At 71.3% G+C, this 20,531-nt stretch carries 16 protein-coding genes and 1 tRNA gene; 9 read left to right on the forward strand and 8 right to left on the reverse strand.

Translation table 11 applies throughout. The features are described from left to right. The first annotated feature begins 20 nt into the window (after window positions 1-20). On the forward strand, window positions 21-1,601 hold the full coding sequence (locus ACFXMF_RS05845) for an MFS transporter (protein ID WP_360309681.1): 1,581 nt from the start codon (window positions 21-23) through the stop codon (window positions 1,599-1,601). A gap of 205 nt (window positions 1,602-1,806) precedes the next feature. Here the strand turns inward: ACFXMF_RS05845 and ACFXMF_RS05850 are convergent, their stop codons facing one another. The 3 genes from ACFXMF_RS05850 to ACFXMF_RS05860 all read right to left on the reverse strand — a co-directional run bounded on the left by ACFXMF_RS05850 (window position 1,807) and on the right by ACFXMF_RS05860 (window position 5,531). Further along, window positions 1,807-3,918 (reverse strand): protein kinase, encoded by a 2,112-nt coding sequence (locus tag ACFXMF_RS05850; protein WP_379991481.1) that lies wholly within the window; start codon window positions 3,916-3,918, stop codon window positions 1,807-1,809. Window positions 3,919-4,348: 430 nt separating this feature from the next. Further along, window positions 4,349-4,432: transfer RNA gene (locus tag ACFXMF_RS05855), tRNA-Leu, on the reverse strand. 142 nt (window positions 4,433-4,574) lie between these two features. After that, window positions 4,575-5,531 (reverse strand): NAD-dependent epimerase/dehydratase family protein, encoded by a 957-nt coding sequence (locus ACFXMF_RS05860; protein ID WP_379991482.1) that lies wholly within the window; start codon window positions 5,529-5,531, stop codon window positions 4,575-4,577. Window positions 5,532-5,682: 151 nt separating this feature from the next. Between ACFXMF_RS05860 and ACFXMF_RS05865 the strand changes: the two genes are divergently transcribed. After that, entirely contained in the window at window positions 5,683-5,892 is a 210-nt protein-coding gene (locus ACFXMF_RS05865) for a helix-turn-helix domain-containing protein (protein WP_026218136.1), read from the forward strand. Next, window positions 5,892-6,467, forward strand: a complete 576-nt coding sequence (locus ACFXMF_RS05870) for a Clp protease N-terminal domain-containing protein (protein ID WP_360309675.1) — start codon at window positions 5,892-5,894, stop codon at window positions 6,465-6,467. Before ACFXMF_RS05865 ends, ACFXMF_RS05870 begins: the two co-directional genes overlap by 1 nt. 242 nt (window positions 6,468-6,709) lie before the next feature. On the opposite strand, the gene ACFXMF_RS05875 is transcribed toward ACFXMF_RS05870, so the two are convergent. Both ACFXMF_RS05875 and ACFXMF_RS05880 read right to left on the reverse strand, forming a co-directional pair. Continuing rightward, window positions 6,710-9,223: a Tex family protein gene (locus tag ACFXMF_RS05875; RefSeq protein WP_360309673.1), complete on the reverse strand. Its 2,514-nt coding sequence runs from the start codon at window positions 9,221-9,223 to the stop codon at window positions 6,710-6,712. Between the two features lie 586 nt (window positions 9,224-9,809). Beyond that, entirely contained in the window at window positions 9,810-10,361 is a 552-nt protein-coding gene (locus ACFXMF_RS05880; RefSeq protein WP_360309671.1) for an Lrp/AsnC family transcriptional regulator, read from the reverse strand. Between the two features lie 200 nt (window positions 10,362-10,561). Between ACFXMF_RS05880 and hppD the strand changes: the two genes are divergently transcribed. From hppD to fahA, 4 genes are all read left to right on the forward strand, one after another. After that, window positions 10,562-11,641 carry a 4-hydroxyphenylpyruvate dioxygenase gene (hppD, locus tag ACFXMF_RS05885; protein WP_360309862.1) on the forward strand — a complete coding sequence of 360 codons (1,080 nt, stop codon included), beginning with the start codon at window positions 10,562-10,564 and terminating at the stop codon, window positions 11,639-11,641. Window positions 11,642-11,734: 93 nt separating this feature from the next. Next, entirely contained in the window at window positions 11,735-12,937 is a 1,203-nt protein-coding gene (locus ACFXMF_RS05890; protein WP_379992575.1) for a homogentisate 1,2-dioxygenase, read from the forward strand. Beyond that, window positions 12,934-13,806 carry a hypothetical protein gene (locus ACFXMF_RS05895; RefSeq protein ID WP_360309667.1) on the forward strand — a complete coding sequence of 291 codons (873 nt, stop codon included), beginning with the start codon at window positions 12,934-12,936 and terminating at the stop codon, window positions 13,804-13,806. The genes ACFXMF_RS05890 and ACFXMF_RS05895 overlap by 4 nt, the downstream gene beginning before the upstream one ends. Window positions 13,807-13,828: 22 nt before the next feature. Then, the gene (fahA, locus tag ACFXMF_RS05900; RefSeq protein WP_360309665.1) at window positions 13,829-15,049 is read left to right on the forward strand and encodes a fumarylacetoacetase; all 1,221 of its coding nucleotides are present in this window, start codon (window positions 13,829-13,831) and stop codon (window positions 15,047-15,049) included. Window positions 15,050-15,740: 691 nt separating this feature from the next. On the opposite strand, the gene ACFXMF_RS05905 is transcribed toward fahA, so the two are convergent. From ACFXMF_RS05905 to ACFXMF_RS05915, 3 genes are all read right to left on the reverse strand, one after another. After that, window positions 15,741-16,232, reverse strand: a complete 492-nt coding sequence (locus ACFXMF_RS05905) for a hypothetical protein (RefSeq protein WP_360309663.1) — start codon at window positions 16,230-16,232, stop codon at window positions 15,741-15,743. A 196-nt stretch (window positions 16,233-16,428) separates the two neighbouring features. Then, entirely contained in the window at window positions 16,429-17,316 is an 888-nt protein-coding gene (locus ACFXMF_RS05910) for a CAP domain-containing protein (protein WP_379988924.1), read from the reverse strand. A gap of 22 nt (window positions 17,317-17,338) precedes the next feature. Then, window positions 17,339-18,976, reverse strand: coding sequence for an ABC-F family ATP-binding cassette domain-containing protein (locus tag ACFXMF_RS05915; RefSeq protein WP_360309659.1), 1,638 nt, complete (start codon window positions 18,974-18,976; stop codon window positions 17,339-17,341). Between the two features lie 85 nt (window positions 18,977-19,061). On the opposite strand from ACFXMF_RS05915, the gene ACFXMF_RS05920 reads away from it, so the two are divergent. Next, the gene (locus ACFXMF_RS05920; RefSeq protein WP_360309657.1) at window positions 19,062-19,808 is read left to right on the forward strand and encodes a PIG-L deacetylase family protein; all 747 of its coding nucleotides are present in this window, start codon (window positions 19,062-19,064) and stop codon (window positions 19,806-19,808) included. 34 nt (window positions 19,809-19,842) lie between these two features. Beyond that, window positions 19,843-20,514, forward strand: a complete 672-nt coding sequence (locus tag ACFXMF_RS05925) for a hypothetical protein (protein ID WP_379988925.1) — start codon at window positions 19,843-19,845, stop codon at window positions 20,512-20,514. Window positions 20,515-20,531 lie beyond the last annotated feature (17 nt).

The raw sequence follows: 20,531 nt of genomic DNA on the forward strand, positions 1-20,531 counted from the left end.
AAGACGGCGTAGGACGCATCATGGCGAACCCGCACGCGACACCCCCGCAGGCCGCCGCCGGATCCGGGCGAAGCGGCGCCACCGCCGCCGCATCCCCACGAAGCGGCGGCAGTGGTGCCGCGCTCGCGGTGATCGCCTCGTGCCAGTTGATGGTGGTCCTGGACATCACCATCGTGAACATCGCCCTGCCGCACATCCAACGCTCGTTGGAGTTCTCCACCACCAGCCTGTCCTGGGTGCTCAACGCCTACACGCTCACCTTCGGCGGCCTGTTGCTGCTCGGCGGGCGAGCCGGCGACATCCTGGGCCGCAGGCGGGTGTTCGTCTTCGGCGTGTTGCTGTTCGTGATCGCCTCGCTGCTCGGCGGACTCGCGCAGAGCGCGCCGGAACTGCTCGCCGCGCGGACCCTGCAAGGTGTGGGCGGCGCCATCGCCTCCCCGACCGCACTCGCGTTGATCACCACGACGTTTCCCGAAGGCCCGGCCCGGAACCGGGCCTTCGGCGTGTTCGCGGCGGTCTCCGCCGGCGGTGGCGCGATCGGGCTGCTCGCCGGCGGTGTCCTGGTCGAATGGCTGGACTGGCGGTGGGTGTTCTTCGTCAACGTGCCGATCGGCCTGCTCATCGTGCTGGCCACGCCGCGCTACATCAGGGAATCCGAGCGCCATCCCGGCCACTTCGACCTGCTCGGCGCGCTGACCTCCACGCTGGGCATCGGCTCGCTCGTCTACGGGTTCATCCGCGCCGCCCAGGAGGGATGGCGGGACGCCCTGACCCTGGGCGCGTTCGCGGCGGCCGCCGTACTGCTCGTGATCTTCGTGTCCGTCGAGCGCAACTCCAGGCAGCCGATCACCCCGCTGGCGATGTTCGCGGACCGCAATCGGGCGGGCACGTACGGCATCATGTTGTGCCTGGCCGCGGCGATCTTCGGGATGTTCTTCTTCCTCACCCTGTTCGTCCAGGATGTCCTGGGCTTCAGCCCGATTCAGGCCGGCCTGGCCTTCCTCCCGATCAGCGCGGTGGTCGCGGTCGGCGCCGGCTTCTCCTCCCAGCTCCTGCCGCGCTACGGACCCAAACCCTTCATGGTCGTCGGCGCCATCCTGGCGGCGACCGGCCTCGCCTGGCTGACCCGTACCGACGTACACAGCACCTACGCCGGCAGCATCCTGGGCCCGACGCTGATCTTCGGCCTCGGCATGGGCATGCAGTTCGTGTCGCTGACCCTGATGGCCGTCTCCGGCGTCGCCCGCCACGAAACCGGCGCCGCCACGGGCCTGCTCAACGCCACCCAGCAGGTGGGCGGTTCGCTGGGCCTGTCCATCCTGGTCACCGTCTTCGGCACGGCCAACCGCAACGAGGCGAAGGATCAGGTGCCCGAGTTCCTCGCCCAGGCGAGCCCCGCCGAGCGGGCGAACTTCGAGCGCACCGGCGTGCTGCCCGCGCCATGGAGTCACCAGGTGCTGACCACCGGCATCTCCACGGCCTTCGTGACGGCCGCGATCTTCGCGGTGATCGCCGTGGTGATCGCCGTGTTCGTCATCCAGGTACGCGCCTCGGACCTGGAACGACTGCGCGGCGACGGCCCCCCGGGGGCGGGTGGCTGACCGCCCGAGGGCGGCCGGGCACGTGCCGTCGGAGCGGGTCGGGTCTTCCCTCGTGGGTGGCCGCGTACCCGTTCGACCACCGTCCACGGGTGCCGACGCGCAGCCTGACCTGCGCGGATGGACCATTCGGCACCCACGGCCCGGAGCAGGCGCCTTCCTCGGGCATCGGCGCCGGACGCGCCGGCGGGGGATGCGGCGTGGTGGCTCAGCCGCCGAGTGCGTCGGTCACCAGTTTGAAGACGGTGTCGGCCAGGGCGCAGGTGTCCAGCGTGGAGCCGCCCTTGTCCGACTCCTGGTTGACGTCCAGGCTGATGAGTTGGGCGTCCCACGCCGTGCCGGATGTTTCGCGGACGTAGGTCAGCGACGCGATGCAGAACGATGTCTTTCCACTGTCGGACAGTTCGATGCCGTTCATGCCGCGCACCGAGATCGGCTTGGCGCCTGCGGCCACCTGCTCGGCGTCCCGCTTGTAGGTGATCGCGACGGTGTAGGTCGAGTCGCCGTTCACCAGCTTGACCGAGCAACGATAGGGAAGGTTGCGGCTGATGCCCTGGTACGTCCAGCCCTGGACCTTGGGCGCCGACGCGTCGATCGAGTTGCACGGGTCCTTGCCGACGAGTGTGTGTCCGGTCGGGGCCGTTGCGCGCGGCGCCAGTTTGGTGACCTTCGGGGCGATGAGGACCGCGTACGACTTGGCTGTTGCGCAGCCCTCGGCCCACGGTGCCTGGTCCGACCCCTTGTTGGGGTAGTGCTGGTTGACCTGCACCGCCGCCCCGAACCCGCTGTCCCCGAAGGGGAGGGTGACCGTGCAGGTGTTGGCAGACGCGGACACCTGATCCTGGAAGAGTGCGACGCCGTCCACCGTGACGGGTGTCAGCTTGGCGCGTTCCTGGGCGGTGAGCAGGACGCCCAACTCGACCCGGAACCGCACACTCAGGTCGGTCGCACCGCCGTTGTTCGCCACGATCTGGCACTCGGTGAACTTCTGCGCCTGGCGTGCCGTCTCGACGACGACCGAGCCGAAACGCTTCGGGAACTCACGGTCGAGCATCGCGCAGGGGTCGGTCGCCCGGATCTGCGACATGAGCGGGACGGTCGCCTTGCGGGCCTCGGCTTCCTCGAAGGTGGCCGGGATCGCGTCGGCTCTCGCCCCGGATCCGCCGGCGGGCGGGGCAGCGGGTGACGTCGAGTCCCGTTTCGCGTTCGGGTCGGTAGCGGGGTTCGTTCTCGTGTCCGACTGGCCGCTCGCGGCGCCTTTCCTTTTGTTCCCCGAGTCGTCGCCTTCCGTCCACTGGATGGCGAGGGCAACCGCAAGTGCCGGCGCGACAACGGCCGCGACAGCGCCGAGGACGAACTTGCGGCGCCGGGCTGCCGGCTCGGGCGCGGGCGCCGAGCCGGGCAAGACAGGGGCTGGGGGCATCATCGGAGGCACGCGCGGACGTGCCGGGATACCGCCAGGGGCACCATCCCCGGCACCGCCGTCGGCCCCGATCGCGGCCAGGCGTTCGCGTACCTCCACCGCGCTCTGCGGCCGGTCCTCGGGCGCCTTGGCCAGCAACGCGAGAATCAGTTGCCGCAAGTCCTCCGGCAGCCCCCGACGCTCCGGACCCGGCGGACGAGGCGGCGTGGTCAGGTGCTGCATGGCGATGCCGTACATGGACTCGGCGTGGAACGGCGGCTGCCCGTCGACCAGGGCGTACAGGAGGCAGCCCAGTGAGTACAGGTCGCTGCGGTGGTCCGCCTTCTTGCCGCCCGCCTGCTCCGGGGACATGTAGTGCGGGGTGCCCAGGATCGCGCCGGTAACCGTCATCGGCGTGTGCCCGGCGTCCGGTTCGACGATCCGGGCGATGCCGAAGTCGAGCACCTTGACCGACCCGTCGGCGCACAGGAAGACGTTGGCGGGTTTGATGTCGCGGTGGACCACGCCGCGCGCGTGCGCGTGTTCGAGCGCGATGCACACCGCGCTGCCCCAGGCCACCACGTCGGCGACCGGCACCGGAACTCCGGTCATGAGACGGGCATTCAGCGCGGTGCCGGCGAGCAGTTCCATCACCAGGTAGGGGGTCATCCGCCCGCCGACCTCGGCCCGCCCGAAGTCGTGCACGGTCACGATCGCCGGGCTGCCCAGCGCACCCACGATGCGCGCCTCGCGCTCGAAGCGGTCGGGTGCGCCGCCGGAGTTCGCGGCGTACGACAACAGCTTGACCGCGACATCCCGCCCGATGCGCTCGTCGCGGCAACGCCACACGTCGCCCATCCCGCCACTGCCGATACACACGACACAGCGGTAGCGGCCGTCGAGGAGCAGACCTTCCACGGTGAATCCCCCGTTGTGGTTTGGGCACGCCCGTCGCGGCCGCGCCGCGATCAGGGTACGGGCACCGCAAGAAGCCCTTTCGGGCACTGGGGCGCAGCGTCCCAGGAGCCGATGCCTGCGGCGAACTCGCGGTCTCCGCCTCGGTCGATCCGGCGCGGGCCGCCGCCTCGATTCGGGTCACGTCGCCGCGTCCCGCCTCTGGGAGCGGCGCACCGACGGATGCGCGCAGGGCCGGCGCATGGAGAGGAACGACGTGGAAGCACTCGTGCGCACGGCATCGGGGACATCCGTATGGCGCTCGTCGAGGCAAAACCGCAGCTCAAGAAGGCGACCCACGACGCGCTCGGGCTACGGCTCACATACGACACCGGAACGCAAAAAGTGCGAGCCGAGGTGATCCTCGACCCGCACAAATTGGGGTTACGGCCTGTGTCCGAGGGGGGACTTGAACCCCCAAGCCCTTTCGGGCACTAGCACCTCAAGCTAGCGCGTCTGCCAATTCCGCCACCCGGACCGGGTGGTCTCCGCTGGTGTTTCGTGCGGCGACGTGGAGAACCATATCAAAGATCCGGAGGGGGATCGGACCGGGATGGGTGGGGCTGACCTGGGGCTTGGCGGGGGAGGTCGGCTTGCGGGCGCCGGGGTGGGGGCGGGGGTCAGGTCTTGTCGAGCAGGCGGGCCTCCTGCTCCGGAGAGAGGCCCTGGGAGAGCGGGGGTTCGCCTCGGGCTCGGTCCCAGGCGAGCACGTCGGCGGCGGTGGTGGAGAGGGGGGTGGACGGGAGGCCGGCGGCGCGGGCGCGGGCGGCGCTGCGTTGGCGGGCGGCCCATTGGTGCTCGGGGGTGACCAGGGGGAAGGGGTCGGGGACCGCGTCGGGGGAGACGGGGACGATTTCGACCTCGGTGCCGGCGACATGGGCGCAGGTGTGGATCAGGTCGCCCAGGGTGGTTGGTTCGGCCGGCCCCACGGCGTGGAAGGCGCCGGGGCGGTTGTCGATCAGGAGCTGGGTGACCAGGCGGGCCAGATCGCGGGAGTCGACGATCTGGATCGGCTGTTCGGGTCGGCCCGGGAGGGCGACGCGGCCGCCTCGGGCGGCTCGGCGGGTCCAGTAGGTGAAGGTTTCCTGGACGTCGTGGGGACCGGCGACCTTGCCCGGGCGCACGATGGTGGCGCGGTCGCCGTAGCGGGCGAGTACGTCGTCCTCGCAGGCGACCTTGCAGGGGCCGTAGGTGTCGTTGTCGAGTTCCTCGGTGTCGCGGACGGGAGGGCGGCGGGGGGTGTCCTCGTCCGAGCCGGGGCCGACCCCGGACTGTACGTACACCGCTTGGCTGGAGACGAACAGGTAGCGGCCGACCCGGTCGCCGAGTACGGCCATCGCCTGGCCGACATGGCGCGGTACGTATCCGCTGACGTCCACCACCGCGTCCCACTCGCCGTCGCGCAGTGCCGAGTAGTCGCCGGTGTCGCGGTCGCCGATTCGCCGGGAGGTCTGCGGGAAGAGGTCGGTGCCGGTTCTGCCACGGCCGAACAGGGTTACCTCGGCGCCCCGGACCAGTGCGTCCTCGACGATCGCCCGGCCCACGAAAGCGGTGCCTCCGAGTACAAGAATTCGCATGGTTCGCGACCGTAGCGGGTCGGCGGGGTGTGTGCGCTCTCTTTTCGAGGGCTTCCGGAGGGCCTTTCCGGCGGTCGCTCGGCAGCCTTTCCGGCGACGTGGGTGTCAATCGTGGTTGACAGATGCGGAATGTCAACGTAGGTTGACGGATATGACCGAAGCAACCGACCTCGCCAGTCGTGCGGGGGATCGCGATCCACGAGTGGGCCTACGGGCCGTGGCCGCGCTGCGCCGGCTGCTCGAACAGCTCGAGGCCGTGCAGGTGCGCAGTGCGCGTGTGCAGGGCTGGTCGTGGCAGGAGATCGCCGCGGAGCTCGGGGTGAGCCGACAGGCAGTGCACAAGAAGCACGGGAGGAACTGATGTTCGAGAGGTTCACGGACAGTGCCCGCGGCGTCGTGTACGGGGCGATCGAGCACTCGCGGCAGGCCGGCGACGCCTGCGTGGAGGAGGAGCACATGCTTGCGGCGCTGTTGGACGCGGAGGGTACGCGGACCTCGGTCGCGCTCGCCGCGCTCGGCTTCGTGGCCGGTCGGGACGAGATCGAGCGCGGGCTGGCCCGGGCCCGGCGGCGCGGCGGCGTCTCGCAGGCCGACGAGGCGGCGCTCGCCGACCTCGGGATCGACGTGGGCGAGATCGTCGCGCGCGTCGAACAGACGCACGGCGAGGGCGCGTTGGTGCCGGCGCGGCGGACCCGGCGGCTGTGGCCGTTCGGCGGCGGTCGGACCGGGCACGTGCCGTTCACGCCCGGCGCCAAGAGGGTGCTGGAGCAGTCGTTGCGCGAGACGATCGAGCGCGGTCAGCGGCACATCGGCGACGAACACATCCTGCTCGCACTGACGGCCGGCCCGGGCCTGGTCGCGGACCTGCTCGCCGAGTACGGCGTCACCCACACGACGGTCCTGAAGGCGCTGGCCCCCAGGGCCCAGGCGAGCTGAGCGGGCGCTCGGCGGTGGCGGTCGCCCGAAGGCGGGGGTGCGGAGCGCCCGGGCGGCCCGGCCGCTTCACGGGTTCGCAGGGCGACCCGCGGGAGTCCGTCCCCGTTCTCGGCTGAACGGGCGCTCGGCGGTGGCCGTCGCCCGAAGGTGGGGATGCGGAGTGCTCGGGTGCCCGGTCGCTCCATGGGCCCGCCGGGCCACCCGCGCCCCCACCCGCCCTCACGCGAGGGCGATCACCGGCCTCACTCCACCAATCCGGCCCGCCGGAGGGCGTCCGCGATTGCGCCGCCGCCCCCGGCCGGCCCCTGCGGACCCCTGGTCTGCTTCGGGGGTGCGGCGGCACGTCGTCCCTGACCCCCGCCACTCGCACCGGTGTTGCCGCCCTGGCCCTGGCCCCGGCCGCCCCCGCCGTTGCCGCCCTGGCGGCCGTCGCCCCGTCGCCCGTCACCCTGCGGCCGACCCTCGCGCGCCCCGCGCTCCGGTCGAGGGCCGCGGTCACCGCGATCGGCCCGGTCGCCGCGATCCCCGCGCGCGCCGCGCTGCTCCGCCTCGTCCTCCAGCCGCAGCGTCAGCGAGATCCGCTTGCGCGGGATGTCCACGTCGAGCACCTTGACCCGGACCACGTCGCCCGACTTGACGACGTCGTGCGGGTCGCTCACGAACGTCTTCGACATCGCCGAGACGTGCACGAGGCCGTCCTGGTGCACGCCGACGTCCACGAACGCGCCGAACGCGGCCACGTTGGTGACCACGCCCTCCAGGAGCATCCCGGGTTGCAGGTCGGACAACTTCTCGACGCCCTCCTTGAAGGTCGCCGTCTTGAACGCCGGCCGGGGGTCGCGGCCCGGCTTCTCCAACTCGCGCAGGATGTCGGTCACCGTCGGCAGGCCGAACTTCTCGTCGGTGAACGCCTTCGGGTCCAGCGCGCGCAGCCGGGGCGCCGCGCCGATCAGGGTGCGGACGTCACCGCCCGCCGCCGCGGCGATCTTGCGCACCACGGGATACGCCTCCGGGTGCACGGAGGAGGAGTCCAGCGGGTCGTCGCCGGCCGGAATCCGCAGGAAGCCCGCCGCCTGCTCGAACGCCTTCGGGCCCAGCCGCGCGACGTTCTTCAGATCGCGCCGGGTCTTGAACGGGCCATTGGCGTCCCGGTGTTGCACGATGTTCTCGGCCAGCGTCGCGCCGATTCCGGATACCCGGGTGAGCAACGGTGCGGACGCGGTGTTGACGTCCACGCCGACCGCGTTCACGCAGTCCTCGACCACCGCGTCCAGCGACCGGGACAACTTCAGCTCGGACAGGTCGTGTTGGTACTGGCCGACGCCGATCGACTTCGGGTCGATCTTGACCAACTCGGCCAGCGGGTCCTGGAGTCGGCGGGCGATCGAGACCGCGCCGCGCAACGACACGTCCAGGTCCGGGAGTTCCTGCGAGGCGAAGGCCGAGGCGCTGTACACCGAGGCGCCGGCCTCGGACACCATCACCTTGGTCAGGCCCAACTCGGGGTGCTTGGCGATCAGTTCGGCGGTCAGCTTGTCGGTCTCGCGGGACGCGGTGCCGTTGCCGATGGCGACCAGGTCCACCCGGTGCGCGGCGGCCAGCTTCGCGAGCGTGGCGATCGACTCGTCCCAGCGGCGACGCGGCTCGTGCGGGTAGATCGTCTCGGTGGCGACCACCTTGCCGGTGTCGTCGGTCACCGCGACCTTGACCCCGGTACGCAGCCCCGGGTCCAGGCCCATCGTGGCGCGGGTGCCGGCCGGCGCCGCGAGCAGCAGATCGCGCAGGTTGGCGGCGAACACCCGGACCGCCTCGTCCTCGGCGTCCTGCCGCAGCCGACCGCGCAGGTCGATGCCCAGGTGCACCAGGATCCGGGTACGCCAGGCCCAGCGCACGGTGTCCGCGAGCCACTTGTCGGCCGGCCGGTCCCGGTTGACGATGCCGAACGTGTGCGCGATCGAGCGCTCGTACTCGGTCGGGCCGTCGACCTCCTCGTCCGCCGAGGGGGCGAGGGTGAGGTCGAGGACGTCCTCCTTCTCGCCGCGGAACATGGCCAGGATCCGGTGCGAGGGAAGCCGGGTGAACGGCTCGGCGAAGTCGAAGTAGTCGGCGAACTTGGCGCCGGCCTCCTCCTTGCCGTCGCGTACCTTGGCCACGACCCGGCCGCGCGTCCACATCCGCTCGCGCAGCGCGCCGATCAGGTCGGCGTCCTCGGCGAACCGCTCGACCAGGATCGAACGCGCGCCGTCCAACGCCGCCTGGGCGTCGGCGACGCCCTTGTCCGCGTCCACGAACGCCTCGGCCGCGGCGGCCGGCTCGCGCGAGGGGTCGCCCAAGAGCCCGAGCGCGAGCGGTTCCAGACCGGCCTCGCGGGCGATCTGCGCCTTGGTTCGCCGCTTCGTCTTGTACGGGAGGTAGATGTCCTCCAACCGAGCCTTGGAATCGGCCGCCAGGATCTGTGCCCGCAGCGGGTCGTCCAACTTGCCCTGCGCCTCGATCGCGGCGAGCACGGCGGTGCGGCGCTCCTCCAGCTCCCGCAGGTAGCGCAGCCGCTCCTCCAGATTGCGCAACTGCGTGTCGTCCAGAGTCCCGGTCACCTCCTTGCGGTACCGGGCGATGAACGGCACGGTCGCCCCACCGTCGAGCAACTCGACCGCGGCTCTGACCTGCCCCTCGCGAACCCCGAGCTCCTCGGCGATCAGCCGATGCACATCCCGCGGCGCACCCTGCTCCGAACCCTGCTGCCCAGACACCGACATCGTCACGTCCCGATCCACCTCATCACCAAGCCTGCCCCCGCCATTCTCCCGCCCCACCGAACCCCCTGTCGCCCTGCCCCACCGGGGCGCCTCCGGTTTCCGCTCGGGCACGGGGCGGCCGGGGCGTCGGCAGGCGCGGGGCGGGGGTCGGTCGAGCGCGGTCGGGCGGGTGACAGGTGGGTCGAGTGCCCTGTGCGGCGGGACCGGCTCGCACGCGGACAGGCGACGCTCGGCGAGGGGCGAGGGGCGAGGCGCGGCTAGGAGTAGGCGGATCGCGTGCGGTGTGACGAAACGGACGGGCTCCCGCGCGAGGACGCCGGCGAACGCGGGGAGAGCGTCGGCGCGGGCGGAGGATGTCGGCGAGTGCGGGTGGGTCGAGCGCGGTGTGGCGGGATCGGCTCTCGTGCACGAAAACGCGCCGGGCGCGGGCGGCGGTGGACGTGCATGAAGACGCTCTGCCCACCGAGGAGAACGGGCCCGGTGGCGCGGAGCGCTCCGGGCCCGGGCCCGATCGGTCGGTTCGGCCTGCCGGGCCCAAGCCTGGTCGGGCCGGGGCGGATCGCCCGCCAGGCCCGCCCCGGCCGGATCAGCTCGCCGCGTCCGGCCGAGCGGCGTTCTCCCGCAGGGCCGGGACGCGGCTGGGGCGGCGGCGTTCTCGGGCCTCCAGCAAGGGGAGGGTGCGCATCGGGACGACCTCGGACAGGACGATCACGCTCGTGGAGCGGACCACCTCGGGGATGCGGTTGATGTCGATCAGGATTTGTTGCAGGTCCTGGTTCGAGGTGGCGGCGATGCGGCAGTGCACGTCGCCGATGCCGGTGGTGCCGTAGGCCTCCAGCACCTGGGGGACCGCGCTCAGCGCGGTGGCCACGCCGGACAGGCCGCCCTGGGCGATCTCCAGTGTGACGAAGGCCAGAACCGGGTATCCGGCGGCGACCAGATCGACCTCGGGGCCGTAGCCGGTGATCACTCCGGCCGCCTCCATCCGCTCCAGGCGGGCCTGGACGGTGGCGCGGGAGACTCCGATCACCCGGGACAACTCCAACATGCCGGCCCGGGGGTGTTGCCGGCCCGCCCGGATGAGACGCACGTCCAATTCGTCGAGCGTGCTACGCGAATCCTGAAGATCATCCCGCATATGGCCGCCTCAGCTAGGCATTTTGTACAGCTCCCGAGTTTGATGTTGTCAGATGTTGTATCCGGAAGTGTACTTCCGGCATCCGTTCCTTTCCGAGGGGATCGCGCGTCATGAGCACCTTCACCACCCTTGAAGACACCGACGCCCTCGTCGGCGCCGTCGAGCACGACCCGGCGGGAGACCCCTTCCCGGTCGTCGCGATGGACCATGTTCGTTTCTTCGTCGGCAACGCCAAACAGGCCGCGCACTACTACTCGACGGCATTCGGCATGACCTGTGTCGCCTACCGCGGGCCCGAAACGGGGTCGCGCGACGTCGCCGAGTACGTACTGGTGTCCGGCAAGGCGCGTTTCCGGATCACCGGCGAGGTTCACGCCGGCACCGAGGTCGGCGTCGCGACCGCCGCCCACGGTGACGGCGTCTCCGACCTCGCGATCGAGGTGCCGGACGTCGACAAGGCGATCGCCTACGCCCGGGAGAACGGCGCGACCATCCTGGTGGAGCCGCACGACGAGAGCGACGAGCACGGCACGGTGCGTACCGCCGAGCTGGCCACCTACGGCCAGACCCGACACACGCTGGTGGACCGGTCCGGCTACAAGGGCCCGTTCCTGCCCGGCTTCGTCGCCGCCGACCCGCTGTTCCGCGGCAAGCCGGCCGACCACCCCAAGCGCTACTTCCAGGCGATCGACCACTGTGTGGGCAACGTCGAACTGGGCCGCATGGACGAGTGGGTCTCCTTCTACAACCGCGTCATGGGCTTCACCAACATGAAGGAGTTCATCGGCGACGACATCGCCACCGAGTACTCCGCGCTCATGTCCAAGGTGGTCACCAGCGGCAACCACCGGGTGAAGTTCCCGCTCAACGAGCCCGCGGTCAGCCGCAAGAAGTCGCAGATCGACGAGTACCTGGAGTTCTACGGCGGCCCCGGCGTGCAGCACATCGCGCTGGCCACCGGCGACATCGTGGCCTCGGTGCGCGCGATGGCCGAGATGGGCGTCGAGTTCCTGGCCACCCCGGACAGCTACTACGACACGCTCGGGGAGTGGGCCGGCGAGACCCGGGTACCGGTCGAGACGTTGCGCGAACTGAAGATCCTGGTCGACCGCGACGAGGACGGCTACCTGCTGCAGATCTTCACCAAGCCCGTCCAGGACCGGCCGACCGTGTTCTTCGAGCTGATCGAGCGGCACGGTTCGCTCGGCTTCGGCAAGGGGAACTTCAAGGCGCTGTTCCAGGCCATCGAGCGCGAGCAGGAACGGCGCGGCAACCTCTAGGCCGGTCGGGGGAAACCACCCGCAGCGCCGGGAGGAACCACCGGCAGGCCCGGGGGAGCAGGGCACGGGAGCGGACGGAGGAGTCGGGCAGTCATGGCGTACTACCGCAGCGTGGGCGAGGTGCCGCCGAAGCGGCATACCCAGCACCGCCGCCCCGACGGCGGCCTGTACTACGAGGAGCTGATGGGCGAGGAGGGCTTCACCTCCGACTCCTCCCTGCTCTACCACCGCGCGATCCCCTCGGCCATCGCCGACGCGAGCGTGTGGGAGGTCCCCGACCAGAGCATCGCCGCCAACCACCCGCTCAAGCCGCGCCACCTCAAGCTGCACGAGCTGTTCGCGGACAACGAGTGGAAGGCGGTCGACGCGGTCACCGGCCGCCGACTGGTGCTGGGCAACGGCGACGTACGGATCTCCTACGTGGTCGCGGGCAGCCCCTCCCCGCTGTACCGCAACGCGCTCGGCGACGAATGCGTCTACATCGAGTCCGGCACCGGGACGGTGGAGACCGTGTTCGGCGCACTCACCGTCGGCGCCGGCGACTACGTGATCCTGCCGCGCGCCACCACCCACCGGTGGGTGCCCGGCACCGACGAGCCGCTGCGCGCGTACTGCATCGAGGCCAACTCGCACATCGCGCCGGCCAAGCGCTACCTCTCCCGGTTCGGCCAACTGCTCGAACACGCGCCGTTCTGCGAGCGCGACCTGTGCGGGCCGGTCCAGCCGCTGCTGGCCGAGGGCACCGATGTCGAGGTGCTGGTCAAGCACCGCGGCCTGGGCGGCGAGGTCGCCGGCACCCGCTACGTCTACCCCACCCACCCGTTCGACGTGGTCGGCTGGGACGGGTGCCTGTACCCGTACGTGTTCAACATCTCCGACTTCGAGCCGATCACCGGCCGGATCCACCAACCGCCGCCCGCGCACCAGGTGTTCGAGGGGGAGGGGTTCGTGATCTGCAACTTTGTGCCGCGCAAGGTGGACTACCACCCGCTGTCGATCCCGGTGCCGTACTACCACTCGAACGTGGACTCGGACGAGGTCATGTTCTACTGCGGCGGCAACTACGAGGCCCGCAAGGGATCCGGCATCGGCCAGGGCTCGATCTCGCTGCACCCGGGCGGGCACGCGCACGGGCCGCAGCCCGGGGCCTACGAGCGCAGCATCGGCATCGAGTTCTTCGACGAACTGGCGGTCATGGTGGACACCTTCCGGCCACTGGGCGTCGGCGAGGGCGGCCTCGCGAGCGAGGATCCCGGTTACGCCTGGACCTGGGCCGGGAAGGCGCCGCGATCGTGAGCACCTCCACCGACGCCCTCGACACGCTGCACCGGTCGCTGTTCACCGGACTGTGGGACGACGCCGCGCTGTTCCCGCCCGGCAACGCCCCGATGGCCGAGGCGGTGCCCGCGCACCGGCTCTACCGCACCGAGTGGTTCGCCCCGTTCGTGCGCAACTTCCTGGTCGGCGCGGCGCACGTGCCCGACCTGGTCGAACTGGCCGATCCCGACGCGCCGCTGCGCGTGGTGCTCGTGGCTCCCGGCGGCCCCGCCACCGTGGGGCCGGCCGTACGCACCATCCTGAACACCCCCGGGTTGATCCTGGAGGGCATCGAGGTCGCCGGCGACGGCGAGATCGGCAAGGCGGTCGCGGCGCTGCACGAACACCTGCCGGAGATGACGGCGGGCTACGTCGAGGTCCTCAAAGGCGCGGGCCTCGACGCAGACCTGGACAATCTCGCCGGCACGTACGGGCGGCCCAAGTTCCGCACCGGCGGTACCGCCGCGCACGCGTTCCCGGACGAGGCCGAGCTGGCCGCGTTCGTGCACGCGTGCCGGATCCGCGAACTGCCGTTCAAGGTCACGGCCGGGCTGCACAACGCTGTGCGGCACACCGACCCGACCACGGGTTTCGAGCACCACGGTTACCTCAACCTGCTGCTCGCCACCCACCACGCCGTCGCCGGCGCCGAATCCGACGCGCTCGCGGACGTACTCGCGATCCGCGACAGCGCGGAACTCACCCGGATGACGCACGACCTGACCCTGACCGAGCGCACCCGCCTGCGCGGCTACCTGACCTCCTACGGCACCTGCAGCGTCGCCGAGCCGCTCCAGGACGCGCTCACCCTGGGTCTGCTCGGCGAACCCCCGCACCACCGCGACTGATCCGATCGAGGAGCCGCACGCCATGCCCACCACCTGGGTCCCGTTGCCGACCGACACGGGGTACGGCATCGACAACCTGCCCTACGGCGTGTTCACCACCGACCACGAGCCGGATCGGCCGCGGGTGGGGGTGGCGATCGGCGACTTCGTGCTGGACGCCGGCGCGGCGGCGCACGCGGTGGGCGCACCGGCCGACGTGCTGGACGCGCCGAGCCTGACCGGGCTGATGGCGGCCGGCCGGGCGACCTGGAGCGAGGTGCGCGCCTCGCTCACCACCTGGCTGACCGACCCGAGTCTGCGGGCGAGTGTCGAGCCGCACCTGATCCCGCGTCAGGAGGTGGTGCTCCGACTGCCGTTCGAGGTCGCGGACTACGTCGACTTCTACGCCTCCGAGCACCACGCGAGCAACCTCGGCCGCATTTTCCGACCCGGCTCCGAGCCGCTGACGCCGAACTGGAAGCACCTGCCCATCGGCTACCACGGCCGCGCCGGCACCGTGGTCGTCTCGCACACGCCGATCGTGCGGCCCAGCGGCCAGCGCAAGGCGCCCGCCGACGCGGCGCCCTCGTTCGGACCCACCCGGCGACTGGACATCGAGGCCGAGGTCGGCTTCGTGGTCGGCGCCGGCTCCGAACTCGGCACCCCGGTCGGCCTGGGCGACTTCGCCGAGCACGTGTTCGGCGTGTGTCTGGTCAACGACTGGTCCGCCCGGGACATCCAGGCCTGGGAGTACGTCCCGCTGGGCCCGTTCCTGGGCAAGTCCTTCGCCACCTCGGTGTCGCCGTGGATCGTCCCCCTCGAAGCTCTCGGCGTCGCACGCGTGGCACCCCCCGCGCGCGACGTCGAGCCACTGCCGTACCTGGACGACCGCGGCGGCGAACCCTGGGGCCTGGACCTGGCCCTGGAGGTCCGGCTCAACGGACACCTGATCTCCCGGCCGCCGTTCGCGGCGATGTACTGGACCGCGGCGCAGCAGCTCGCCCACCTGACCGTCAACGGCGCGGCGCTGCGCCCGGGCGACCTGTTCGCCTCCGGCACGGTCAGCGGCCCCGAGGTCGGTCAGCGCGGCGCGCTGATCGAGATCACCTGGAACGGCGAGAACCCCCTCAAGCTCCCGGACGGGTCCACCCGGACCTATCTGGAGGACGGCGACGAGGTCACGATCACCGCTACCGCTCCCGGCCCGAACGGCACTCGTATCGGATTCGGCGAGGTAAGCGGGCGAATCATGACGGCGCGCTGACTCGATGCCGGCTCCCGCAACTTGCGGGAGCCGGCATATCGCCGAGGACGAGGAACCGAGGGGCGACCGCGAGGTCGCCCCATGTCGTCGTTGTCGTCCTTCGCGGGCAGATCGTGGAACAACACCGCCGTTGCACCCTTTCGGCGGGCAGTGCCGCGGCCGGCTCGGCCGTCACGGGTGTGCCCACCGCATCGGGTCCGACGCCACCCCGGTCGTCCCCGCGTTCCGGTGACGCGCTGTCGCGCGAGCCCCGTCGGGACAGGAGTTCGTGGACGGCGTGGGCACGGGCGCGGCGATGTCGAAGAGCCCGTCCACCGCGAGCCGGGCCCACCCGCGCGCCAGGAGCCGAGCCCGGTCGGGATCCGCCGGACGGGGCCGGGCCCGCGGACCGTCCGCAGCGGATCGCTCCGGGACGGTCCCTCCGGGATGGCCACCGGCGGCCCGCAGGCGGCCTCCGAGCCGTCCTCGCGGCTCGTGCGCGCGAGGTGCTCGCGATGGTGCCCGTGGCGGCCGGACAAAGGCCACGGCGGCCGCGTGCGACTCCGCCGTGGCCCCCGGCCCGGCCATGGTCCGCCTTCGATACCGGCCGCGGGCTCGGACGGCCGGATCGTTCGGTGCGGACCCCTCGTCTCGGGTCACCCGATCCGGGTTACCGGATCCGGGTCACCCGAGACGGATCGGCCGAGACGGATCAGCCGGTCTGAACAGCCCGGTATTCGCCACTTTTGTCGTAGTAGCCGGGGCCGGCCACCAGCGCGGTGCGGAAGTACAGACCCTCGCCGACCACGCCGTTGTTGTTGCCGTGTCCGGGCACGAACGGTTGCCACAGGGCCACCAGCAGTTCCGGGGCCACCAGCGACGCGCCCTCGGTCTCCACCCGCACGGGTGTCAGTTCACCGAGCAGTCGGGTGACGTCGACGGCCGGCGTGCCGAAGACGTCGACGCCCAGACACAACACCGTGTCCGCGAAGTCGTCCTCGGACCGATGGACCTCGATCGCCTCGACCAGTCCGTCCTTGTCGCTCACCACATGAATCGAGAGGTCCGCACCGAAGTGGGCGAACCCACGAGTGCGTCCCGACAGATCTCCTCCGAGTTCGCGCAGAGCCGCCTCTGCCTCGTCCATGGACATGCCGATCTTGATCGGCCCTACGCCGTAAGGCGGATCCAACTCAAGCTGCACGTGATCTCCCTCGCCTCGAACACCCGAGTATGACGCACCGTCATCGAGGCCCCTCGCACCCGGTTGCCGGTTCGGTGCGCACGGGTGGCGCGCTGCCCGTACCCGAACGGCAACGCTCCGGTCGGTGCCGGCGCCGGCTTCTTCTTTGTACCCATTCGGGTCAATCGAGCCGATCGCCGACACCGGCTCCGGGGCGTCAGCGCGGGGTGCCGAAGACCTGGGTCCACGAGGTGCCGTAGGTGCCGCCCGTGACATACCCGACACCGATCTCGGTGAACTCCGGGGTGAGGATGTTCTTGCGATGGCCGGGACTGTCCATCCAGCCCTGCACCACCTCGGCCGGGCTCTGCTGGCCGCAGGCGATGTTCTCCCCTATCCGGCTGTACAGGTAGCCCGCCGCGATCGCCCGGTCCCACGGCTCGCGGCCGTCCGGATCGGTGTGCGAGAAGAACGCCCGGCTGATCATGTCCGCACTGAACGCCTGAGCGCACGCGGTCAGTTGTGGCTGCGGAGCCAGCGCGCGCAGGCCGTGCCGGGCGCGTTCGACATTGGTCAGCTCGACCACCCCGCGCTGGAAGTCGGAGAGACCCGCCGGGGTTTGTGTCTCCTCCTCGACGTCGACGCCGAAGTCGCGCGCGATCCCGGCCAGCCCGTCCGCGTAGCCCTGCCCCAGCGCGCGTACCTTCCAGCCCGCGCCCCGGCGGTAGATCTCGACCAACAACAGCACCGTCTCGGTGCGCGGCCGAGGCGGGGTGAACCGGGCCAACAGCGTGCCGCCCGCGCCGGTGAGCGTCATCGCCGGCGGCGGCAACTCGCCCAGGGTGTGCGTGGTGTCGGCGGGACTGATCACCACCGTCACGCGCGTGGCGCCCGCCCGCAGGCCGGCCGGGTCCACCGTGACGGTGTCTCCGCCCAGGCGCACCCCGGGTGCGACGAGCTGGTTGAAGAAGACGAAGTCCGCGTCGCCGGACACCTGTCCGTCCTCACCCGTGATCAACGCGGAGAGATCGAACGGACCGGGCACGCGTACGTGCACCACGCCGCCCGGCAGGGATTGGTTCGCACCCGGCGGCAGTTCGTTCATGGCCTCGGATTCTAACGACGGATCAGACCTCGGTGACCCGGCCGTCCGCGACTCGGATGCGCCGCGTGGTGCGCACCGCCTCCAGCATCCGCCGGTCGTGGGTGACCAGCAGCAACGTGCCCTCGTAGGACTCCAGCGCGGATTCCAACTGTTCGATCGCGGGCAGATCCAGGTGGTTCGTCGGCTCGTCCAGCACCAACAGGTTGACTCCCTCGGCCTGGAGCAGCGCCAGCGCCGCCCGGGTGCGCTCACCCGGGGACAGCGTCGCCGCCGGACGCAGCACATGCGCCGCCTTGAGCCCGAACTTGGCCAGCAGCGTGCGCACATCGGCCGGCGCCAGGTCCGGGACCACCGCGCAGAACGCCTCCAGCAGCGGCCGGTCGCCCAGGAACAGCCCACGCGCCTGGTCCACCTCGCCGACCACGACACCCGGACCCAGCGCACTGCGACCGGCCGTCAACTCGGCCCGCCCGAGCAACGCCGCCAGCAGCGTGGACTTGCCCGCGCCGTTCGCGCCGGTGATCGCGACCCGATCGGCCCAGTCGATCTGCAACGTCACCGGGCCCAGCGTGAAGCCGCCGCGCTCGACCACCGCACCGCCGAGAGTGGCCACCACGGCGCCCGCCCGAGGAGCGGCGGCGATCTCCATCCGCAGCTCCCACTCCTTGCGCGGCTCCTCGACCACCTCCAGGCGCTCGATCATGCGCTCGGTCTGGCGCGCCTTGGACGCCTGCTTCTCGCTGGCCTCGGACCGGGTCTTGCGGCTGATCTTGTCGTTGTCGGTGGACTTGCGGCGGGCGTTGCGGGTGCCCTTGTCCATCCACCCGCGCTGCATCCGGGCACGGGCCTCCAGGTCGCCGCGCTTGTCGGCGTACTCGTCGAACTCCTCGCGCGCATGCCGGCGGGCCACCTCGCGCTCGGTCAGATACGCGTCGTAGCCGCCGCCGTAACTGCGGATCTGCTGCTGGACCAGATCCAGCTCGACCACCCGGTCCACCGTGCGAGCCAGGAACTCGCGGTCGTGACTGATCACCACGGTGCCCGCCCGCAACCCGGTGACGAACTTCTCCAACCGGTCCAGACCGTCCAGGTCCAGGTCGTTGGTCGGCTCGTCGAGCAGGAACACGTCGTACCGGCTCAGCAGCAGCGACATCAGCCCCGCGCGCGCGGCCTGACCACCCGACAACGCGGTCATCTCGCGATCCAGGTCCACCGCCAGACCCAGATCGGCGGCGACCTCCTCGGCCCGCTCCTCCAGATCCGCGCCGCCCAGGTCCAGCCAGCGATCCAACGCGACGCTGTACTCGTCGTCGGCGCCCGCGCGGCCCTCGACCAGGCCCTCGGTCGCCGAGTCGAGCGCGGCCTGCGCGGCGGCGACGCCGGTACGCCGGGCCAGGAACGCCCGGACCGTCTCGCCCGGCCGGCGCTCCGGCTCCTGCGGCAGATGGCCCACCGACGCGGTCGGCGGGCTGGCCTGGATCGACCCGGCCTCCGGTTCGGCCAGGCCGGCGAGCAACCTCAACAGGGTGGACTTGCCCGCGCCGTTCACCCCGACCAGGCCCACCACATCGCCCGGGGCGATCACCAGGTCCAATCCGGAGAACAGGACACGGTCTCCGTGTCCGGCGGCAAGGTCTTTGACGACGATCGTGGCGCTCATGAGGATACGAATCCTATCGGCCGCTGCGAGGATGACGACGTCCGCGTAGCACCGGCCCGTGCGGCCACTTGGGAAGGACCATGCGATGACCACCGAGCCCCGGCCCGAACCGTACGAGGCGCTGCCCGAGGACTGGGAGCGCGCCGTCGCCATCGTCGCGCACCCGGACGACCTCGAATACGGCGCCGCCGCCGCGATCGCCCGGTGGACCCGGCAGGGCAAGAAGATCACCTACGTCATGGTCACCAGCGGCGAAGCCGGTATCGACGGACTCGATCCGGACGAGTGTCGCCCGCTGCGCGAGGCCGAACAGATCGAGTCGGCCCGGATCGTGGGGGTGGACACGGTCGAGTTCCTCGGCTATCCGGACGGCGTGCTGGAGTACGGCCTGCCGCTGCGCCGCGACCTGTCCCGGGTGGTCCGCCGGCACCGGCCCGAGATCGTGATCACCGGGAACTTCCGGGACACCTGGGGCGGCGTCATGCTCAACCAGGCCGACCACATCGCGGTCGGCCGCGCGGTCGTGGACGCGGTGCGCGACGCGGGCAACCGCTGGGTCTTCCGCGACCTGCTCGCCGAGGGGCACGAGCCGTGGGGCGGGGTGCGCGCGGTGTGGGCGGGCGGCTCGCCGCAGTCCGGGCACGCGGTGGACACCACCGAGGACTTCGCCCTCGGCGTCGCCTCGCTGGAGGCGCACGCGGCCTACCTGGCCGGGCTGGGCCAGGGGCAGATGGCGGACGCGGGGGAGTTCCTGGAGGGCATGGGCCGGGCGGCCGGCGCGCGTCTGGGCACCCGATTCGCAGCCGCATTCGAAGTCTTTCCGATGGCATGACGATCCCCTGACCAACGCTCAGTACGCTGCGCGAATGAGCCGTAGGCAGCATCCACGTGGCCGGGTCCTCGCCGTATGCGCGGCGGGGGCACTGGCCGTCACCGGAATCGGCGCGTGCAGCAGCGACGGCGACGACATCCTGTCCGGGGCCTCGAAGCGGTTGAACATCGAGAAGTTCCGGCAGGCGGTCCGGCCGATCGGCGCGGGCGGCCCGCAATGCCCGCTGCCGTTCGACGTCGCCGCGGCCACCGCCGCGATCCACCTCGACGGGGTGGTCACCCCGGGCGATCCGGCCGCGGACGGCAGCCAGGGCTGGTCCGACGACGAGGCGAAGGCGCGCGACCCGTACTCGGACCTGACCGCGATGCAGCGATCCAACGGCGTCGAGGCCACCTGTCGATACAAGGTCGGCACCGTCGAGATCCACGTGGACACCTGGGCCGCACGGCGCGGTCCCGCGATCAACGCGGCGCTGCCACTGATCCAACGCGATGCCGGCGTGAGCGTGGACACACTCGGCGACTTCGCCACCCGGATGACCCGGATCGCGCCGCAACAGGTGGTCCCGGTCGGCGAGGGCAAGGTCGCGGCCGTCCGGCTGAACGTGGACGGCCCCGGCGAGGCGGTGTTGTTCGTCTCCGCCGAGACGCTGCCGCCCGATCGCATCGCCACGCTCGCGAGCACGTTCGCCAAGCAACTCGACTGAGCCGCGCCCGGGTTCGG

The organism is Embleya sp. NPDC059213, assembly GCF_042754445.1.
Lineage (GTDB): Bacteria > Actinomycetota > Actinomycetes > Streptomycetales > Streptomycetaceae > Embleya.